This is a genomic window from Photorhabdus hindustanensis, from assembly GCF_002968995.1.
GTDB lineage: Bacteria > Pseudomonadota > Gammaproteobacteria > Enterobacterales > Enterobacteriaceae > Photorhabdus > Photorhabdus akhurstii.
Window position 1 is genome coordinate 1 of the sequence record NZ_PUWT01000082.1, and the last position, 16,790, is coordinate 16,790.

Below are 16,790 nucleotides of genomic sequence, written 5' to 3' on the forward strand. Positions count from 1 at the left end.
TTATCGAGAAAATGCGGCGGAAAATATCGCGATATTGAGGCGAATTGCCTTGAATATGCTGAAAACAGAAGGCAGCAAATTAAGTATAAGAAAGAAACGAATGCGAGCCTGGATGAAAACGCAATTTCTGGAACAAGTCGTACAAGCAGGATTTTCTAATCTGAATAATATTTAAGCATTCATGCGGTTGCCCTGTAAAGTGAATAACCCCATTCTGATCCATTAACCAAGGTATCTCTTAATGTAAAAAAGTATAATAAACAGGAAAGGGCACAAATGCTGGATAAGAGAGGAATACTGTTTTTCTTCGCTGTATTAATACTGAGAATACACAAGCGACGCATATCCGCTATCGCGATTTCATTACGAACTACAATTAATTGTCTTGCTTCATCTGTGGGATTCTTTTGATAAGATGAGATGGCATCTTGTAAACTTTCCGCATCTTTTCTTACGGCTTGATACTCTGCTTCTAACCATTCACTGGTATATTTAATTAATGTATCTTGAATAATTCCAATGACATCGACTTCTTTAGGTTCTGTCAGTTTTTTGTACGTCAGTTTTAATAAAATACTTAATACACTGGATACAACACCTTGTGGAGACAAAGAATCTGACTGATTAAAATTTTTCTTTTTAATCATATCTAACGCTTCTAAAGTCAAAAGGTGTAATTTAATATTACTGTCTTGTATATCTATATTATTTTCCAATGATATTGTCATTTTAGTTACCTTATTTTTGGTTGTAAAATACATTCTTATTTTCTCATTATATTGATATTTGGCTTATAAGCAAGGCTTATGATTTGACTCCTTGGGAATTTAATTCAGTTATGATTTTTATATTAAACTTTATAAGAATATTAATTATAGAATATTCAATATGGTGCATAGGTAGAATGATTATAATCCCGACTGATAGCATCCCTGATATTTCAGTCAGAGCAGAGCATAAACGTAGATAAAGGAATTTTAGTCAGGAAATAAAGAAGACTCATTCTAAGGTCTATATCTGAACATTCTCATAAAACATAAATTTAATTAATGATTGTAATGGTGTTAATAGTGCAATAACATTCCTTATCATGGAAATTCTCCGGGTTGGCTTGTTGAATGACCGGGTTGGTTTGCTCGCTTCAGTTTTTGTGATTTGCGATGTAATCCTGATTATCACAGGTGCGTTGGGTATTGGAAGTATCATTGCGTTAAACCGGGGAATTACGGTGGCTTTGACGTTACTCACGGTAATGTTCCTGCTATTTCTGACGTTTCAGGCGGGGAGCCGGGCTATGAATGAGGGTGGGGAGATTGTTTCCCTTGGCGAGCAACAAAATACCCGTCCCTTCGACATGGTGAAACGTGGGCTTGGTCTTTCGTTCCTAAATCCTTTAGCTCTGCTGGAAACTGTTGTCATCTTGGGATCAACAGCAGCGCCTTATCCTGCCAATCATCGGATTTTATTCGTGGCTGGCGCTTGCGGCCTCGGCCATATGGTTCTACGGTCTGGCTTATAGCTCACGTTGGTTTTCGGCCTGCATATCGAAACCCTGGCAGCGTTGCATTATGGAATGTGTTGTTGCTGTTATCCTGTTCATTACGGCTTGTTGGTTGTTACAGCGTACTTTCGGTGGTTGAGTTGACAAAAGTTCAGATTTCTCAAACCAAACTAAATTGAAATGTGATTAAGTGCTAAGTTTATAATCACTTGAACGTAACATATGGCGTGTTACTGGAAAATCACGCAAACTGATGTTAGTGAAAATACAGCTAGAAAATTACTTAGAGAGCTTGAGGCAATGAATATATTTTTTCCTATAAAAATAAGACGAACAACTTATTATATTGCCCCCGCAGATCTACGTAGTAGGCTAAATAAGATGTCAAAATCGTAGGCAGAATTAGTACAGTTTAAAATAAATAAGGCGAGAAAACATTTCTCGCCTCAATTTAGTGTTTCAAGTAATACAAAAAGACCTTTTAATTATCGATAAACAGGAAAGGAGTTATACCGACGATTTTTTCTGTTATGAGATTATAATGCAGATTTACTGCAATAATGGAATAAATAATTGCTCCATCAGGCATAAGTGTCGCCGATCGTTTTGAACGTGAAAGAACTACCGTCGGTTGAAATTTAGGTTCATAACCACCGCCAAGGCCGGTATCATGTACTGATTTCATGTTGATTCTATTCAATTCTTCACGACAGGCGACAAAGGTAATTTCATCATATTTTGCCATCCTTTCGTCGGTTCTTAGCAGCGTAAAAATATCGGACAATTTTTTACGATTTCCCGCTTCCGGGCTGACTAATAGTGCGTCATATTTATTGATATTCGAACTGTCTGCTCTATTTTTCCATATTGCCGCCTTCACTTCCTCATCAGGCATTTTCTCATAATATTTGATACCGTAATTTCTTACCCTGCCATGATTGGTTGTATTGGCTTCTACTCCGGTGGCTAGCAGATAATTTTCAATATCTTTGGTAGCCATATTCTGAATGTCGTTCACGGTAAACGTTTTATCACCTATTTTTACACTGGCCGAACTTGCTTTATTGCCTGATTCTACCGTTGCATAAGGTTGTATCGTAAAACCGCTGTTGCCTAATGTGACATCAAAAGGGGAGTTTAATGGATTTTCCGGTGCTTCCAATAATGTTTGACCGTGAGGACCAAGAAATTGAATCGTTTTTCCCGCCGGAACTTGCGTCGTTGCACTATCAGAGAAAAAATAGCCATGTGAACTCAGCATTAATCTATTCGCAGGTTCATTAGGTACTGTCCATAATTCGAATGCACCACCAAGCTCAATTTTTTGTGGTTCAAATTGAGGATATTCTTTTTGTAAAAGCCCAATTCTGAATTGTGCTTTTGTTTTTCTAATATCATCTAATCCAATGCCGTCCTCCGGTTTTTTATTAGCTTTTCTCCATTCCCTCACTCTATTACGGTAATCAGTAGCTGATTCACCGGGCATTTTCTCAGGTTTTTCACTGCCCACCCCCATAACATTGCGGTGTGATTCATTGATATTTATTTTGATATTTTTCAATGGGATTTGGCTATCGCCTTTACCATAATAAGGTTGGATAATATACTCATTTTCACCTTTAAATATGGCATATTCTGCTCTGAATCTATTTTCAGTCAATAAGGCTGAATTGTTTTCCAATAAATAGTCGGGATTACTGAAATCAAATAACGTATTTTTATCGTTGGCGTAATATTTTGTCCCCACAATACGTGATTCTTCTAGCAAAGAAAAACCGCCACTGACTTTTTGATCAATCATTTTATTATCGATAGAAGTAAACCATGTTGGGTAACGATTATAATAAATATGTAGCATCTCATGATATAAAGCGATAGCCGGTTCACGGGAACGCCAAGGCTCTTCGGTCAGTTTTTCTTCTGTGCCAATCAGATGATTATCTGGATCAAAGGCAATACTGTTATTGGCGCTATTACGGGCATAAAATTGACCATCTTTTTCTCGTACAATGGCATCCATCATCGGTGGTTCGATATTTAAGCCCTGTTTTTCAAGTTCCTGAATAACAATATTTCCGGAAGGGATTTCACTTATTTCATCGAGTACGTGAGTGACTCGATTAATAAATAGATCATTACCTGTTATTGTGATCCCCACAGGAGGAATATCTACACGGTTACTCTCTACGGATGTGTATTGTATTGTTTTTTTGATATTACCAGAAGAATATTTCGGCATCGGTGTGCCAGGTATTTCTTCAATAGCAAGGGCGATTTTATTGATTGCTGATGCATTAGGTAATTGATTTTCAATGGGATAGATTTCCCTTAATAAATAAGGCAGCTCGGTTTTGATAGCATTAATTTTTTCAGCTGAAATACTGAGGTTTTTTGGTAATGGATTGTTTTGTAATGGTAAAGTGACTTCACGTATCCAGGCTTGTTGGATATTCACTATCTCTGTGTTGAATAGGGCTTCTTTATCTCCAAGTTTGAGGGATTTTTCCAGGAAATGGGTTAATGTATCAGTAATGTTTGATAGTTTATCGATATCATATTTTTCATAATTTTTGAATGCGGTATTGATATGAATAAATGCATCCAATATTTTATCATTATTAATATTACTGCGTGCTGCCTCAAGCTCCTGATCTATTTTTTTACTTTGCTCCAGGATAAGAAATTTATTAGATACATCGGTATGAGTAACCCAATGTCCATTTTTATCTAATTTCACCGCAGGCCAGTAACTAAATTGTTCGGGATAAGCCGGGTTGGCTACGCGCCAAGTGTGGTTTGCTTCATCCCATTTGACTTGATAATTAGCGCCAGATTCCTTTATATAGTAGTTCTGTTTAATTGTTGTTTCCACACTAGCAGGGCGTATTGAATAAATCCCTTTATATATTCCTTCATTTGCATGAGGTACCATTCTATCAAGTGAAATATTGCTGACTTTCCATTCATTTTTAAGTTTGCCAAGCCCTATGGTACTTTTGCTAAAAATATCAGCGAAACTTTTCTCAAGTTTAATACTATTTTTTATCGCACCTACTGCGCTGACAACTCCTCGGTAAGTTAAGGTGAGTGTCGATCTGATCGGTAAAGGTTCGATTAAATCAATTAATCCGCCGAGCAGAATGCGAGAAGATTGGCGTAAAGTTGTGATGCCATGCTCAGGCAATGTCCTGATAACTGCTGTAATTAAAGCTCGTCCGGTCAGACCGGCTTGTCTGAGGCGCAATGTGGTTTGTGTGACTTTTGCAGCCATTGATTCAGTCAATGACATACCTAGAGTAGCAACAACTAATAGCACATTTGCTGTATCAAAGACAATTGAGCCAATATCTTCTCCAGTTAATTTATATTCACTATCGGTTGTTGCTTTGTAGATAACATTATAGAAAGGAATAAGGATAGTTGCCGCTATGTGCCAACCAGAGGTAATATCCAGCGCTTGTTTACTTTTTATTGCGATGTCATTTAGACCTTGCTGTACTATATTCGTAGTAACAGAAAGTAAGTTCTCTTCTTTATAAAAATTAAATTTAGGTGAATCTGTGAAGCTAATCCCCACATTCATTCCTGAAGTTATACCGTAATAATCATTCCAGAATGCGTCGTAAGAATATTTATATCTGCTTGTTTCTGAGAAGCCACTCAAGGTTTTGGCCCGCTGATAGCCAATCGGAAACAGCCTTTTCCCTGTAGTGACTATTTGATTTTCCATAAATATTCCAATGCCTATCATCATCTTTTGCTCAATTAAAAATAAAGCATTGGGTCTAGACATAGCACGTAAAGTGGGCTGGCTGTCAACCTGCTGTTGGGTATATTTTTTTGCTTTCACTCCGCCTTGTATTGTTGAGACAACTAACCAATTACCCTGATACATTTTTATCATGGCAACATTTCCCATACCCTGTTCGACTGAATAGAGAAAGGCTTCTTCTGGTGGGTTAATAATTTCTTCAACAGTTAATTGCGCAGCCGGAGATGAAAGTATTAACTTACTGAGTAAAATGGATTCATAATGACTATATTTGTTTTTATAAACATTAAATTGTTCATTAAAGTTATATTGTGAATCAAATTTATCTCTCTTTTTGAAATCGATAAAAGAAAAGTATCCTGCTGGTTTTTCGTTACTTTTATTGAAAGGATTAAATTTTTTCTTGTCATTTTCAAATAATTTTATTGTTTCTAATGTAGAATACTTAAATGCTTGCTCAACATTAGCATTTTCTTTTCTCATTCGATAAATGATTGCTGCTGTTAAAATAATACAGCCTTCCATTTCAATATGTTTTGATTCTTGAGAAAGAATATGATCAGTATCATAGTGAATATTATATTTTTTAAATAATAATTCAGCCTGATCTTGAGCAAAAATGATATCGCGATAATCACCATGACCTCGAATCATTTTTCCAACTTTAGGGGCAATCTGATATAAGAGGGTGCCTAATGAAGATAAGACTAATAGATGATACTTAGCAGCTTGTAGAGTTTGCAGTTTAAGAATATCTTTTTGGTTATACTCGGTACGATATTGTTTTTTTAATGCTATCTCTTCTTTGGCTAGTAGAGATAATAGTATGTCATCTCCAATACTAATACTTTGGTTTGTTTCTGAGTGAATAATCGGAATGCCTGGATGAATATTATTAGCGGAAATTAAACTATTTACCTTTTCAATGCCTTTTTTGTAGGATTTGAAAAGATCCTCTTTATCTTTGATTCGTTGGTTATAATCTGATTTTTCTTTGTCATTTAATGTTAAATTTCCATCTGACATAAAAGTTAGCAATGCATCTGAATATAGCTCATCATCGATATCTACGGTAGAGAATGCCTGACGATATATTTTCAGTAAAGGTTCTTCGGCATTAATACCTAGTTCCTGCCATATATCAACTTTATTTTGTTCTAAATAGGCTTTATCCTTACTTGTTTTTCTTATTTTTTCATGAATTTCTATTTTTGATATTAAGATATTAATTGCTGTATCAATATCAGCGCTATTATAATTTTTTATAAAGAAGAGATTAAATATATTATTAATGTTATTCAGTAAATCAGAATATTTTATCTCAGAATATTCATTGAAAACGGCGTTCACAGCTTGTTTTAAAGTCTGTTGTAATTTAGCTGAGTATTTATTATAAGAAAGTAAATTTTCTATGGTATATAGAGCCATTTCTTTAATATCAGAGGTTATCAAAGTTGGATAGTCTTGATTGCCTTTCAGCAGGAAAATAAATGGCTTATCTTCATTTTTATTATTATCTCGCTTATATTCCCAATATTTTCCATTGACTACGGTATATTCTGTTTCTATTGAATGATAGCTCTCTTTTTTATTTTCGATATCGTATTCGGAATTTGTCATATAATCCTCCAAGTTGATTAAATTTATTATTTATCTATATAGCTACCGTATTCATCTGATTTACGGAGATGATTGTCCATATAAAAATATTATTTTGTGATTTTAAAGTCACAATCGTAAGGCAGGGTGATTATAGTTGATATTGGTTAATATCAAATATCAATTAATAACATCATAAAATTATTAATTAGTATAACTATATATAAATATTTATTTATAGTTTTTTATAATGTGGTTAAATATAAACCAATGTATCCATTGATAGGTGGGTTGAAAGGCTTCTGTAGCTAATATGGGATGTTTATTAAAGTTACTCTGTGGTGAATAGTAAACAGTATGAATAGTACATATTTGTGAAGAAATGGAAAGAGAAATGTTATTACTGTGAGGGGATGATGCTAATTAAACGTTTTTTATTGATTGGAATGCAGCCGTGTAATTGGGGAATAACGGCGTTTAATCACGGCTGCAAAATTTAAAATAAACTGATTTTATCCGTTATTATTTAGCATCGATATTAATCGCTGTAGACGATTTCTCTAATGGCTCACAGATGCTCTCTTTTTCAATACAGACTTCGCTATCACAGCAATAGTCTTGTTTCATGATAACCGGTTGACGCCGGGTTTTATCTAAAAGAAGACAGGTGACATCAGGCCGTGAATAGTGTCCGGCAGGATCTGCGACCGCTTTTGCTAAGGTAATCGCACTCAGATCGATATCTGCATACAGTAACCCTTCTTCATTTTCGGGTAATGGCTTGGCAAGTTGCTTGCCGTCGGGGCCGTATATACAGGCATAACCTCCGCCTATTTCAAGCAGAGATTTATGTTTTTCAGTTTGGCACATCATATCGATCATTTCTTGCGAAACCAGAGCGCAAGCGCCAATGAAGAAACATTGACCTTCTAATGCATATACGCTGCTTACTGCCGTATTCATTTCACCGGACAGGCCATGAACATGCCCTTTATAGACAGAAAAACTGGGCCAGGCAGCGATATGGACTTGTTCATCTTGGGCAAACATCGCGTATTTTGATAGAGGTTGGATATGTTCCCAGCAGTTTAGGGCGCCAACTTTACCAAGAGGCGTTTCGACAACGCTCAGGCCACTGCCATCACTTTCACCAAACAGCGTTCTCTCTACATGAGTAGGTTTTAATTTTCTCCTTGCTAATAATGTCTTGCCGGTCTGATCAATGATGGATTGGGACATATAAAGAGTGCCTTTATCTTTCTCACTGAAACCAAGCACCACCATAATATTATTATCGGCGGCGGCCTGTTCAATACGTTGGTATTGATGACTACCGATAATTAATGAATTGTTGTGATATTGTTTGACGAATTGCATGCCCCAGAGAGGGGAATCCAGCCAGATAAACCACGGATAGCCCGGAATCCAAGTTTCAGGGAAAGCAATCAACTTAGCACCATTATTAGCTGCTAATTCAATTAACGTGATAGTTTTTGCGACGGTGGCTTCAAGATCGAGGAAAACGGGGGCCGCCTGAACGGCGGCAACACGATATGTTGTATTTGTTGACATGGTTAGTTATCTCTTTGGTGTAGGGGTATCCATCATAATGTGGATTTTAAGTCCAATGGTATAAAATTTACGCTTTATTTTAGAATATATAACTGTGTCCACATTTTTTTATTAAAAAATACCATTGTTTTATATTGTGTTATTTTTGTATGCAATAATTGCTATTTTTTTATAGAAAAAACTTATTGGTATGTAAAAACCAATATATCGATCTAGAATCATTCATATGATGTCGGTCATAAATCAAACTAATTTGGGGCTGTAATGTTATTTTTTGATCATTGAAATTAAAAAAATCCCTGACAATATTTGCCAGAGATTTTTTTTATAAAATACTATTTTTATGCTTGATTAATGGATGTTTATTCTTTCTGCTACCTTTTGGTCCATTCAGGGGGCTTGATAATCAGTCGATCAATTTTTTTGCTATTGAAATCTTTGTATTCTTTGCGAAGGGACAATAAGAAATCTGGATCTTGTGCGGTATAGTACAAATACCGTGCTGATAGAGTAAATGAATCGGCATTTTCCAGCGCTTTTCTGGCGCCTGCGGCCCGACGTTGTTTCTCCGTTCGGTCCTGCTCATTTGCCGGTGGCATAAGGATATTGAGTAAATCAGTTAAATCGTGTGAGCCAGAGGAGGAGAGAACGCCAATATATTGAGTGTAGGCGTACCGGTATATACGGCCGGGTCGAAGGTAGATGTCATTTTATCTATGCTCCTTGATTTGATGGCTGTTCTAAAAAAAGAGATGAAAGAGTAATCTGGAGAACAAGTTAAGTGAGCGTCGCGGATTATGGCTCTTTAGGCTCGTAATTGAAGACTTCAAATTGTTTCCCCAGACCAATTTCCAGGTTGTACCAAGATTTTGGCCAGAAATCGTCAGTGAACCAGTGAGAAAACGAAGTTATGTTTGGGAAGCTGAATTCGCCGAAGTTGGGATCAAAGAAAATGACACCTTTCTGATCATCCACATAGGCCGCTACAGTATGTCCAGCCATTTTTCCGAGAAAACTAATTTTCTTGTAGCCTGAGCCTTTATCACCCGTATCCAGAATGGCGCGTAATAGGTCTGTTGTACCTTTGTTACCGGTTTGACCGACTACCTTGGATGAGTGTTCGTCCACGTCGTTTTTTTGCATGCTTGGTTGAATGCCTTGAGTACCAAGCCAGTACTCTGTCATGGTACTTTGTTCATCATCCAGATAACCGTCCATCTGTAACTGTTTAATGGAAACCAGTGAGTCGATATGAAATTTTCCCTTTTGGCCCCCGACATAGAGTTGGTCAAAGATGCTTTCACCCTTGGCATGTGCGCTTATCCAATGAGCGGATATAGACTCACAGACACCGCCTGAGGTGTCTTTGTGTTTCATGATTTGGTCTAGGAAAGTACCTTTGGTTTGGGCAAATTTGAAGGTGACTTGACCACCGTGTTTACTCGCCGAATTTCGGACTTTACCTAATCTGGTTCTGACCCCGAAATGCATGAACCTGTCCATTATCATGCTAGGGGAGAATCGACTTTCTTGGTTTTTCTTGCCATCGGTGGTTAGTTCACGATCGAGCATAGAATGGCCTGGCAGATTGCGTTGTAAAGTGGCCGAGAAACGTTCCTGTAACCCAGGTCTTTTTTTGTTAGTGTATTGAGAATTAAGTTCCAATGGAGCTGTGGTATTTATATCCTCCTTATCATGTCCGATAGAATCCCTTAGTTGCATTGGGCATTTTTGAGGTTTTTCTTTTTCACTGTATTCGTGTTCCATATATATTACCTCTAAGTTAATCTTCTGCTAATAATTTGAATCTATAATTATTAAAATCCTGTTTTATTATATTTGGAGTCATTGGAATAAATGTTTATGTCTTTAAATTATAATTGGAAAATTAATTTTAATTTCCCAATTGTTGAGTATTAGCTCTGATTTTTCAAAGATGTATCTTTTAAGGCTTAATAAGATGTTAATTGAATACGGGGTACTTCAACTACATCATCATAACGTTTGCGTTGGTTGATATTGTCGGCCTGAGCTGTAAAACGATTATTTTCATCTACCTTGAGAGCCGGCAAACCAAGACGATGAGTAATGCCTGGTAAAAAGTGATCAATACCTTCATGAGATTGCAGATGAGCATTACCATAAATGGCAACGAACTTCTCTCCCGCAGGCAATTGTTGTAAACGCTTAACCGCTACGTTATTAGCCGCACCGGCACGATACATCAGGCCATGTTGTGTTCCCTCCACGGTAGGGCGAGTTGTGCTGTTGTTATCTAGTGCAATGATTTTCATCTGCTTGTTTCTGGCTTGTTCAAACAAATTCGCAGATAAATGTTTGGTCTTAAGCATTGCGGCCAGTTCAGCAGACATCGGTTCATTCCCACTTGCCAGGAATTTATCTATCAACGGTTGAGCTAAATCTGAACGTAAGTGCTCTAGGCCAATAACCGTCACGCCATGCGCTTTTAATATATCCATTTGCTCTTCGACAAAACGTAATCCGTTCAGATCTGAGCCATGACTTTCACCGATCAGTAGCCCTTGACGATCTTTAAGTAAAAGAGACAACTGGCTGTTCAGATTCACGTCGTTATTCAGTTGATGATTAAATTGCGTCAGCGCATCTGAGGCAAATTGCTTATCCCAAGCAGCCACATCAGTGTTATGAGAGCTGTGATATATTGCTTCTATTTGTGCCAATCTGCTTTGTTCCAGTTGAGCCAGGTAGGCAGGATTAGCAAATCGGTTGAGTAAAATTGCCTCTTGCGATTTAGTAGAACCCGGTTCGGCTTGTTTGGCTGCTTCCTTGAGAAAATAGACCGCCATCTGCACGCTTTCAACTCCAGTCATATCTAGCAATTCATTATAGCTGTAGCCGAGATGGGCCTGCTTATTCTGTTCATCAAGCCGGGTATGAGTCAGTAACCCTTTACTCTGGGCGGTGTCCAACCACTTTTTAAAGTCATCAAACTGAGCGCCTAGCGCCACGTGGAATTTAGGTTCAAAAGGCAGATCGTTGGGAGTTTTTCCTTGATAGCCGGTTTTGGCAGCAAGATAGGGATCTTCTTTTACCCAGCGTACCATTAGATCAGTTAGTCCAGGTGTATTGCCTTTGCTCTCATTACGGGCAATCTGGTAGATCTGTGATGCCATTGCAGGGCGAGTTTCCGCCATTTCCAACAACGAGTTGCTTATTTCCTGCAAAGTACCGGTGAACATCAAATCTCCCAACTGCGTCTGTACTTTTCTCAAAGCAGTATTACGTTTAGAATCAGGATGTTCTTCTAGGTAACGGGTAATGCGCCGATGCAATTCGAAACCTGCGGTCAATTGTTCATTTCCACTCAAATTATGGAGACGCTCAAGTCCATTCAGAATTCCTTGATAAGAGGGACCAACCCGTTTGGCAAAGACCGCAGCTTCTTTACGTAGATTATTGCTGGTGATGAGGTCGTGGAGTAATGGGTTATTCTGATGGCTTTGAGACAATTCTAGTGCCTGTTCAGATGATTGCTCTTTATTATTGTCTAATTGTATCGACGGTTTTCTTTTTCTCTCGATGGTTTTATCGTACTCATATACCATATTATCACCTGTTAATTTTCAGTAAGAGGTATGTTGGAAATAAATACTATATGGATTGACTATTGTCATTTTATTTTCCTAAAATAAAGTTAAGTACATTTTAATATATAAGTAAAGTTGTTTTATGAAAATTTTTTAATTGTTATTTTAATGGGATTTTATATAAATATAAATTAGAGATGTTTAACTCCTATTAATTCGTCAGATTTATCTTCTGAAATAGTAATACCAAGATCATTTATCCTAACAACGGCACTATGACTATTCTTCCATGTGGAAAGAATATCTTTTATTCTGGGTAAATAATCCAAACGAGTAATACCAGAAATTTCAAGAATGACGTTTTGATTATTCTGGTTTTCATTATTTTCCTTAGCGGGTTTGGTTGTCATATTCACTTTTGCAAGAGCGTAGTGAACATCTTCTGTGCCACCTAATATCGACACATAAATTATCAAATAAAGCCTGAATGATTTGTTAATTATCCAGATTTGGTTTTTGCTCCACAGAAGTGGAGATTTGGCTAATAGGTTTCATATTATCTTTATTATTCATAAGTTTCACTGGTGCAGTAATTGAATATAATAAAGAAAGGCGAGGGAGATTTCCGAGCGCTTGCCAAAAATTACCCAGGCTATTTAGATTTTCTTGTGGTGGAATGACTCTGGTATATGTGCCAGGAATTTTGGGTAATTGTCGATTGTTAACCAATGCATTTAAAATAGCTGTCATGATGCGTGCAGATTGATTATTGGGTTGACTATCGGGGTTAGAACCATCACTTGATGGTTGGCTTGAATGCCAGTAAGTAATTAAATAGTTGTAATTAATATTTATCCATCCAGGTAATAATGAGCTGGTGTTGGGATTATAACTCCTTGGTTCCGCAGAACGTAATTGTAGGTCTTCATGTATATCATAAAGAAACACACTAACGGTAGGTTTAGCAGGAATTGAATTAATTTCCAGTAGATCAAAACGAATATCGATTATTTGGTTAGAGGTTTTTAGATGTTGGGATAAGATTTCATGCAATGCAGCATTAACTTCAATAATCGCATTATTAGGATCAATTATATTTGTCATGTCGACTCCAATTTTATTAAATATTTAAAAAAACAATCGGCCAGTTTTATTTAATTCAAGGATAACTGCCCGTTCTATATGTTTGTTCTCAATTTTTTCACTATTATCATTTGCTGATAATAGTGATGCTAATAAAGCAATATTTCGGATATTTGCACCCGTCAGATCTGTTTGTTTAGACAAATGGTCAAAATTAAGTTCGTCTGATAAATGTAGTTGTTTAGGCCAAATTGCCTGCCACATTTGTTTACGTAATATTTCATCGGGATAAGTAAAATGGGTAATAAAGGTAAAGCGGCGGTTAAAAGCGCTATCTAAATGACTACGATTATTAGTGGCTAAAATTACCAATCCCGGATAATTTTCTAATCGCTGTAATAGGTAAGAAACTTCAATATTAGCATGTCTGTCTTGAGAATCTTTGGTTTCACTGCGTTTGCCAAATAAGGCATCGGCTTCATCGAAAAATAGCACGCCGGAATCGGCTTCGGCCAGATCGAAGATTCGAGAGATATTTTTTTCCGTTTCACCGATGTATTTGTTCACCACAGTAGAGAGATCCACCTTAATCAAATCAACACCCAGATACCCGGCAATCACTTCTGCGGCCATCGTTTTTCCGGTCCCTGATTCACCATAAAATAGGGCGCTAATACCGGTACCATAACCTATTTTCTCCTGAAAACCCGCGTTTAATATTTGGTTTCGGTAATTAATAGCGGCAATGATTTCTTTCAGTTGTTGAGTTAATCCCTCTGAAATCACCAAATCATTAAAATTGCGTCTGGGTGTTATTCGTTGGGCTAATTTACCGAAATTTTGTTGGGCGCGGAAATTTAATGCCTTACGCAAATCGGTCTCCTTCAATTGGTCTTCTGGTTGCCGGATTATTTGATATTGAACGGCTTCTTTAATAATTAAAGGTAACGTTTCGGGAGTAAATGAAAAACGCTGACATAACTGAGTAAGATTAATTCCTTGATCGGCATTATCCGGCAGATTTTCTCTTAGCATTGATTTTTTCTCTGCCGGCGTTGCTATAGGCATCTCAATTTGTACCATTGGCAGGTGTTGAATCCATACGAATGAATCTCCCGGTTCTACCAGACAAACTACACGTAATTGGGGTTGATTTAGCAGGGTGGATAATTCGCTTTGATATATTTTTTTTTTCTCCTGCAAGTAAAGAAAAATTACGGATTAATAAGCAGGCATCGTGTAGCCGGGCTTCCCGTATTACGTCTGTTAACAGGTCAGGTTTAGTATTGATATTCTCTTCGTCCGGTAGATGGGCTAAATCGAGAATTAAGGTACTGATGTCATGAAGTGCCATAATGTTACTGACCGCTAATTCTTGGGCGCTGTCTTGTTTTCCTTTGAGGATCACCAGTGGGCGTACTTCATCTATCTCATTTAACAATATCTTTTTAAGTGAATGATAAAGGGTTTGTGGATACCAAGTCTGTGAGACGGAAGAATACCAATAAGCACAGGTTATCAGGGGAGGTAAAATAACCCGTTGGCTGGATAAAAAATGCCAGACGGAACTGTGTGTTAGAAATTGCGTTTGCAGCCAAATGGGGTCCTCGTCATTATTCAGTTGTAACAGATGATGATTGATTAATGGTGTTTGAGGCAGAAAGCTATTTTTCAGTAATTGCCAATCACTTTGGCGTTGGCTAAATAATTCAATTGCTAAAGCAAAACTGGGCCACTGTTTTTTACTGTTACCGTGCAGAAAAGCAAATAGTGCATGATAACGGTTGTCAAAATGGGGTAATAAACCTAATAGCAAGATATCGCGTTCAAATTCAGTCAGTTCAAAACGCTCAATCAACAATGATAATGTACCGGTGATAGATTCATTCTCTATTTCCTTATGATCAATAATATCACTCTGTTTTAACCAATGAGGTACGCCTAATGGTTTTACCAAACGTTGCTCTATTTCATCTTCGGTCAGTAAAAAACTCTCCGGTAAGGAATCGTACCAATTTCCCTTTTGGTAATAGTAGCGTTGTAATAATAGATCAATACGCTCCAGATGAGGATAAATCCAATGCAATTCTGCTGCCATACAGTGGTTATTTGTCAGAGGGAAGTTCATATAAACCTTTTAAATAGTTTGCCAGTTGATTAATAAAGGACGAACCAGCCAGGGTAGTTTGGCGATATTTAATGGCCAGGGCCAGTCAGATAATAGTGCATCAAACGGTTGATGTTGTACCGTGATATTGATTTCTTGTTCATCTATTTGTAATTCACCCGGTCGTTGTAAAAACAATTGGCGAACATCATTGTGACTTAATTTTTTCCAGGCAGGAAGTTGGCTGATAACTGTGTCCAACCATTGATCTATTATTAACTGCTTCTCTGGTTCAATGGATATTGATTCGATATTTTCGTCAGTCATTAGCCCACATAAAATAGAGTTTAACCCTTTACGTTCTATCGGTGCTTTTTCGGTTCCCCAAATGAGATAATCAAGGAGATCAACCGCGTTGAATTGGGCTTGACGATGGATAAACTTCTGCTTTTCAAGTAGACCAAGTTGATTGAATAGAGCAGGTAATATCGGCCATAAAACTAATATTCCAGCATTATTTATCTGACGCGGAGGAGAATGTTCAGGTGATAAAACTGGTTCAGAATCCACGGATGATTTTTTACCAGATTTATTTTTATCCCCGTGTTTGGGAATAAAATATTCTGACAGATATTGGTATTCTTCAACCGATAGATATTTTTTACAATATTGGGAAACAGGTGCTTTTTGCCAGAGTTGTTTCAACCAATTATTTAATGGAAAATTATAGGTTGCAGTCTGGCGAAATAACGCGATAATAGATGCTATATTAATCGCTCCATTATTAAATTCAGCCGTGATACGTGAGATAATTTTCGCGTCGGGTTCAGGTATTTCTTGTGTATTATGTTGTTGTATATATTTCAGAGCATTCAGTATTAATTGCCAGGAGGAAACTGGTTCCTCCTGATGTTGCGGTGTGATTGTGTTCTCCGATAATTTTCGATTAATGGCAGTTAATAAAGCAGGTTCTCTGATAGCCAGGATGTTTTGCAGACTATGCTCAGATAAACAGCTTTTTGCTAATAATAACGTCCAATTATTTTGTATCTGGGGTAATTGGTTGATTAATTGTTTAATGTTTACATCAGTAATTTCACTATTCTTCGCTCCTGCTATTGGGTTTGATATGGAATTTTGTTGCTGTAAGTAATGAATAAATTTATCAATATCAGTATGATTATTTACCTGATATTGGTTTAATACTTGATTAAATTTATCATTAAGTAGAATAAAAAACAGTGAATTAAAATCATCTAATCTTATTTCGCCAAGATTCAGAGTGAGTACCTCAAAATAGATATTTTGATTAATAATATATTGGTTAAAATAGGAATTTATTAATTTATTTATACTGGATTGATTAAGTAGGGAGCCATGTAAGACTTTTTTAGCTACCTGTGCATTATTAGCTTCAATAGTAATGATTATCCTATTTAACAGATTTATCTCTGAAACCATATTAATATTCTCTTTGCAAATAACAGATATAGAGAAAGCTAAGAGTAAAATATTTCATAGAATCGTAATAATAATTTCCACAGGATATTAATACACTAAAATAACTTGTGAATATTTGGATTCATA

At 36.7% G+C, this 16,790-nt stretch carries 10 protein-coding genes and 2 pseudogenes; 2 read left to right on the top strand and 10 right to left on the bottom strand.

Features of this window, described 5'->3' with window-relative positions; genetic code table 11:
* Window positions 1-175: pseudogene (locus tag C6H66_RS22685) on the top strand (ISAs1 family transposase); the annotation flags it as partial.
* A gap of 4 nt (window positions 176-179) precedes the next feature.
* Here the strand turns inward: C6H66_RS22685 and C6H66_RS22690 are convergent.
* Window positions 180-728: a hypothetical protein gene (locus tag C6H66_RS22690; RefSeq protein WP_181150274.1), complete on the bottom strand. Its 549-nt coding sequence runs from the start codon at window positions 726-728 to the stop codon at window positions 180-182.
* Between the two features lie 362 nt (window positions 729-1,090).
* On the opposite strand from C6H66_RS22690, the gene C6H66_RS22695 reads away from it, so the two are divergent.
* A complete protein-coding gene (locus C6H66_RS22695; RefSeq protein ID WP_052739475.1) occupies window positions 1,091-1,519 on the top strand; it encodes a LysE/ArgO family amino acid transporter in 429 nt (142 codons plus the stop codon).
* A 463-nt stretch (window positions 1,520-1,982) separates the two neighbouring features.
* Here C6H66_RS22695 and C6H66_RS22705 read toward each other — a convergent pair whose 3' ends face one another.
* The 9 genes and pseudogenes from C6H66_RS22705 to C6H66_RS22740 all read right to left on the bottom strand — a co-directional run bounded on the left by C6H66_RS22705 (window position 1,983) and on the right by C6H66_RS22740 (window position 16,664).
* The gene (locus tag C6H66_RS22705; RefSeq protein ID WP_105396802.1) at window positions 1,983-6,893 is read right to left on the bottom strand and encodes a putative adhesin; all 4,911 of its coding nucleotides are present in this window, start codon (window positions 6,891-6,893) and stop codon (window positions 1,983-1,985) included.
* Between the two features lie 501 nt (window positions 6,894-7,394).
* Window positions 7,395-8,444: a carbon-nitrogen hydrolase family protein gene (locus C6H66_RS22710; RefSeq protein ID WP_105396803.1), complete on the bottom strand. Its 1,050-nt coding sequence runs from the start codon at window positions 8,442-8,444 to the stop codon at window positions 7,395-7,397.
* 374 nt (window positions 8,445-8,818) lie between these two features.
* Window positions 8,819-9,043 (bottom strand): hypothetical protein, encoded by a 225-nt coding sequence (locus tag C6H66_RS22715; protein ID WP_046396513.1) that lies wholly within the window; start codon window positions 9,041-9,043, stop codon window positions 8,819-8,821.
* A 196-nt stretch (window positions 9,044-9,239) separates the two neighbouring features.
* Window positions 9,240-10,166 (bottom strand): YopT-type cysteine protease domain-containing protein, encoded by a 927-nt coding sequence (locus C6H66_RS22720; RefSeq protein WP_248000787.1) that lies wholly within the window; start codon window positions 10,164-10,166, stop codon window positions 9,240-9,242.
* A gap of 230 nt (window positions 10,167-10,396) precedes the next feature.
* Window positions 10,397-12,031 (bottom strand): membrane-targeted effector domain-containing toxin, encoded by a 1,635-nt coding sequence (locus tag C6H66_RS22725; RefSeq protein WP_105396805.1) that lies wholly within the window; start codon window positions 12,029-12,031, stop codon window positions 10,397-10,399.
* 173 nt (window positions 12,032-12,204) lie between these two features.
* Complete coding sequence (locus C6H66_RS27520; protein ID WP_339418304.1) at window positions 12,205-12,477, bottom strand: hypothetical protein; 273 nt, start codon at window positions 12,475-12,477, stop codon at window positions 12,205-12,207.
* 31 nt (window positions 12,478-12,508) lie between these two features.
* Window positions 12,509-13,117, bottom strand: coding sequence for a Pvc16 family protein (locus tag C6H66_RS22730; RefSeq protein ID WP_339418306.1), 609 nt, complete (start codon window positions 13,115-13,117; stop codon window positions 12,509-12,511).
* A 24-nt stretch (window positions 13,118-13,141) separates the two neighbouring features.
* Window positions 13,142-15,224, bottom strand: a pseudogene (locus C6H66_RS22735) (ATP-binding protein).
* 9 nt (window positions 15,225-15,233) lie between these two features.
* On the bottom strand, window positions 15,234-16,664 hold the full coding sequence (locus C6H66_RS22740) for a contractile injection system tape measure protein (protein ID WP_105396806.1): 1,431 nt from the start codon (window positions 16,662-16,664) through the stop codon (window positions 15,234-15,236).
* Between the last annotated feature and the right edge of the window lie 126 nt (window positions 16,665-16,790).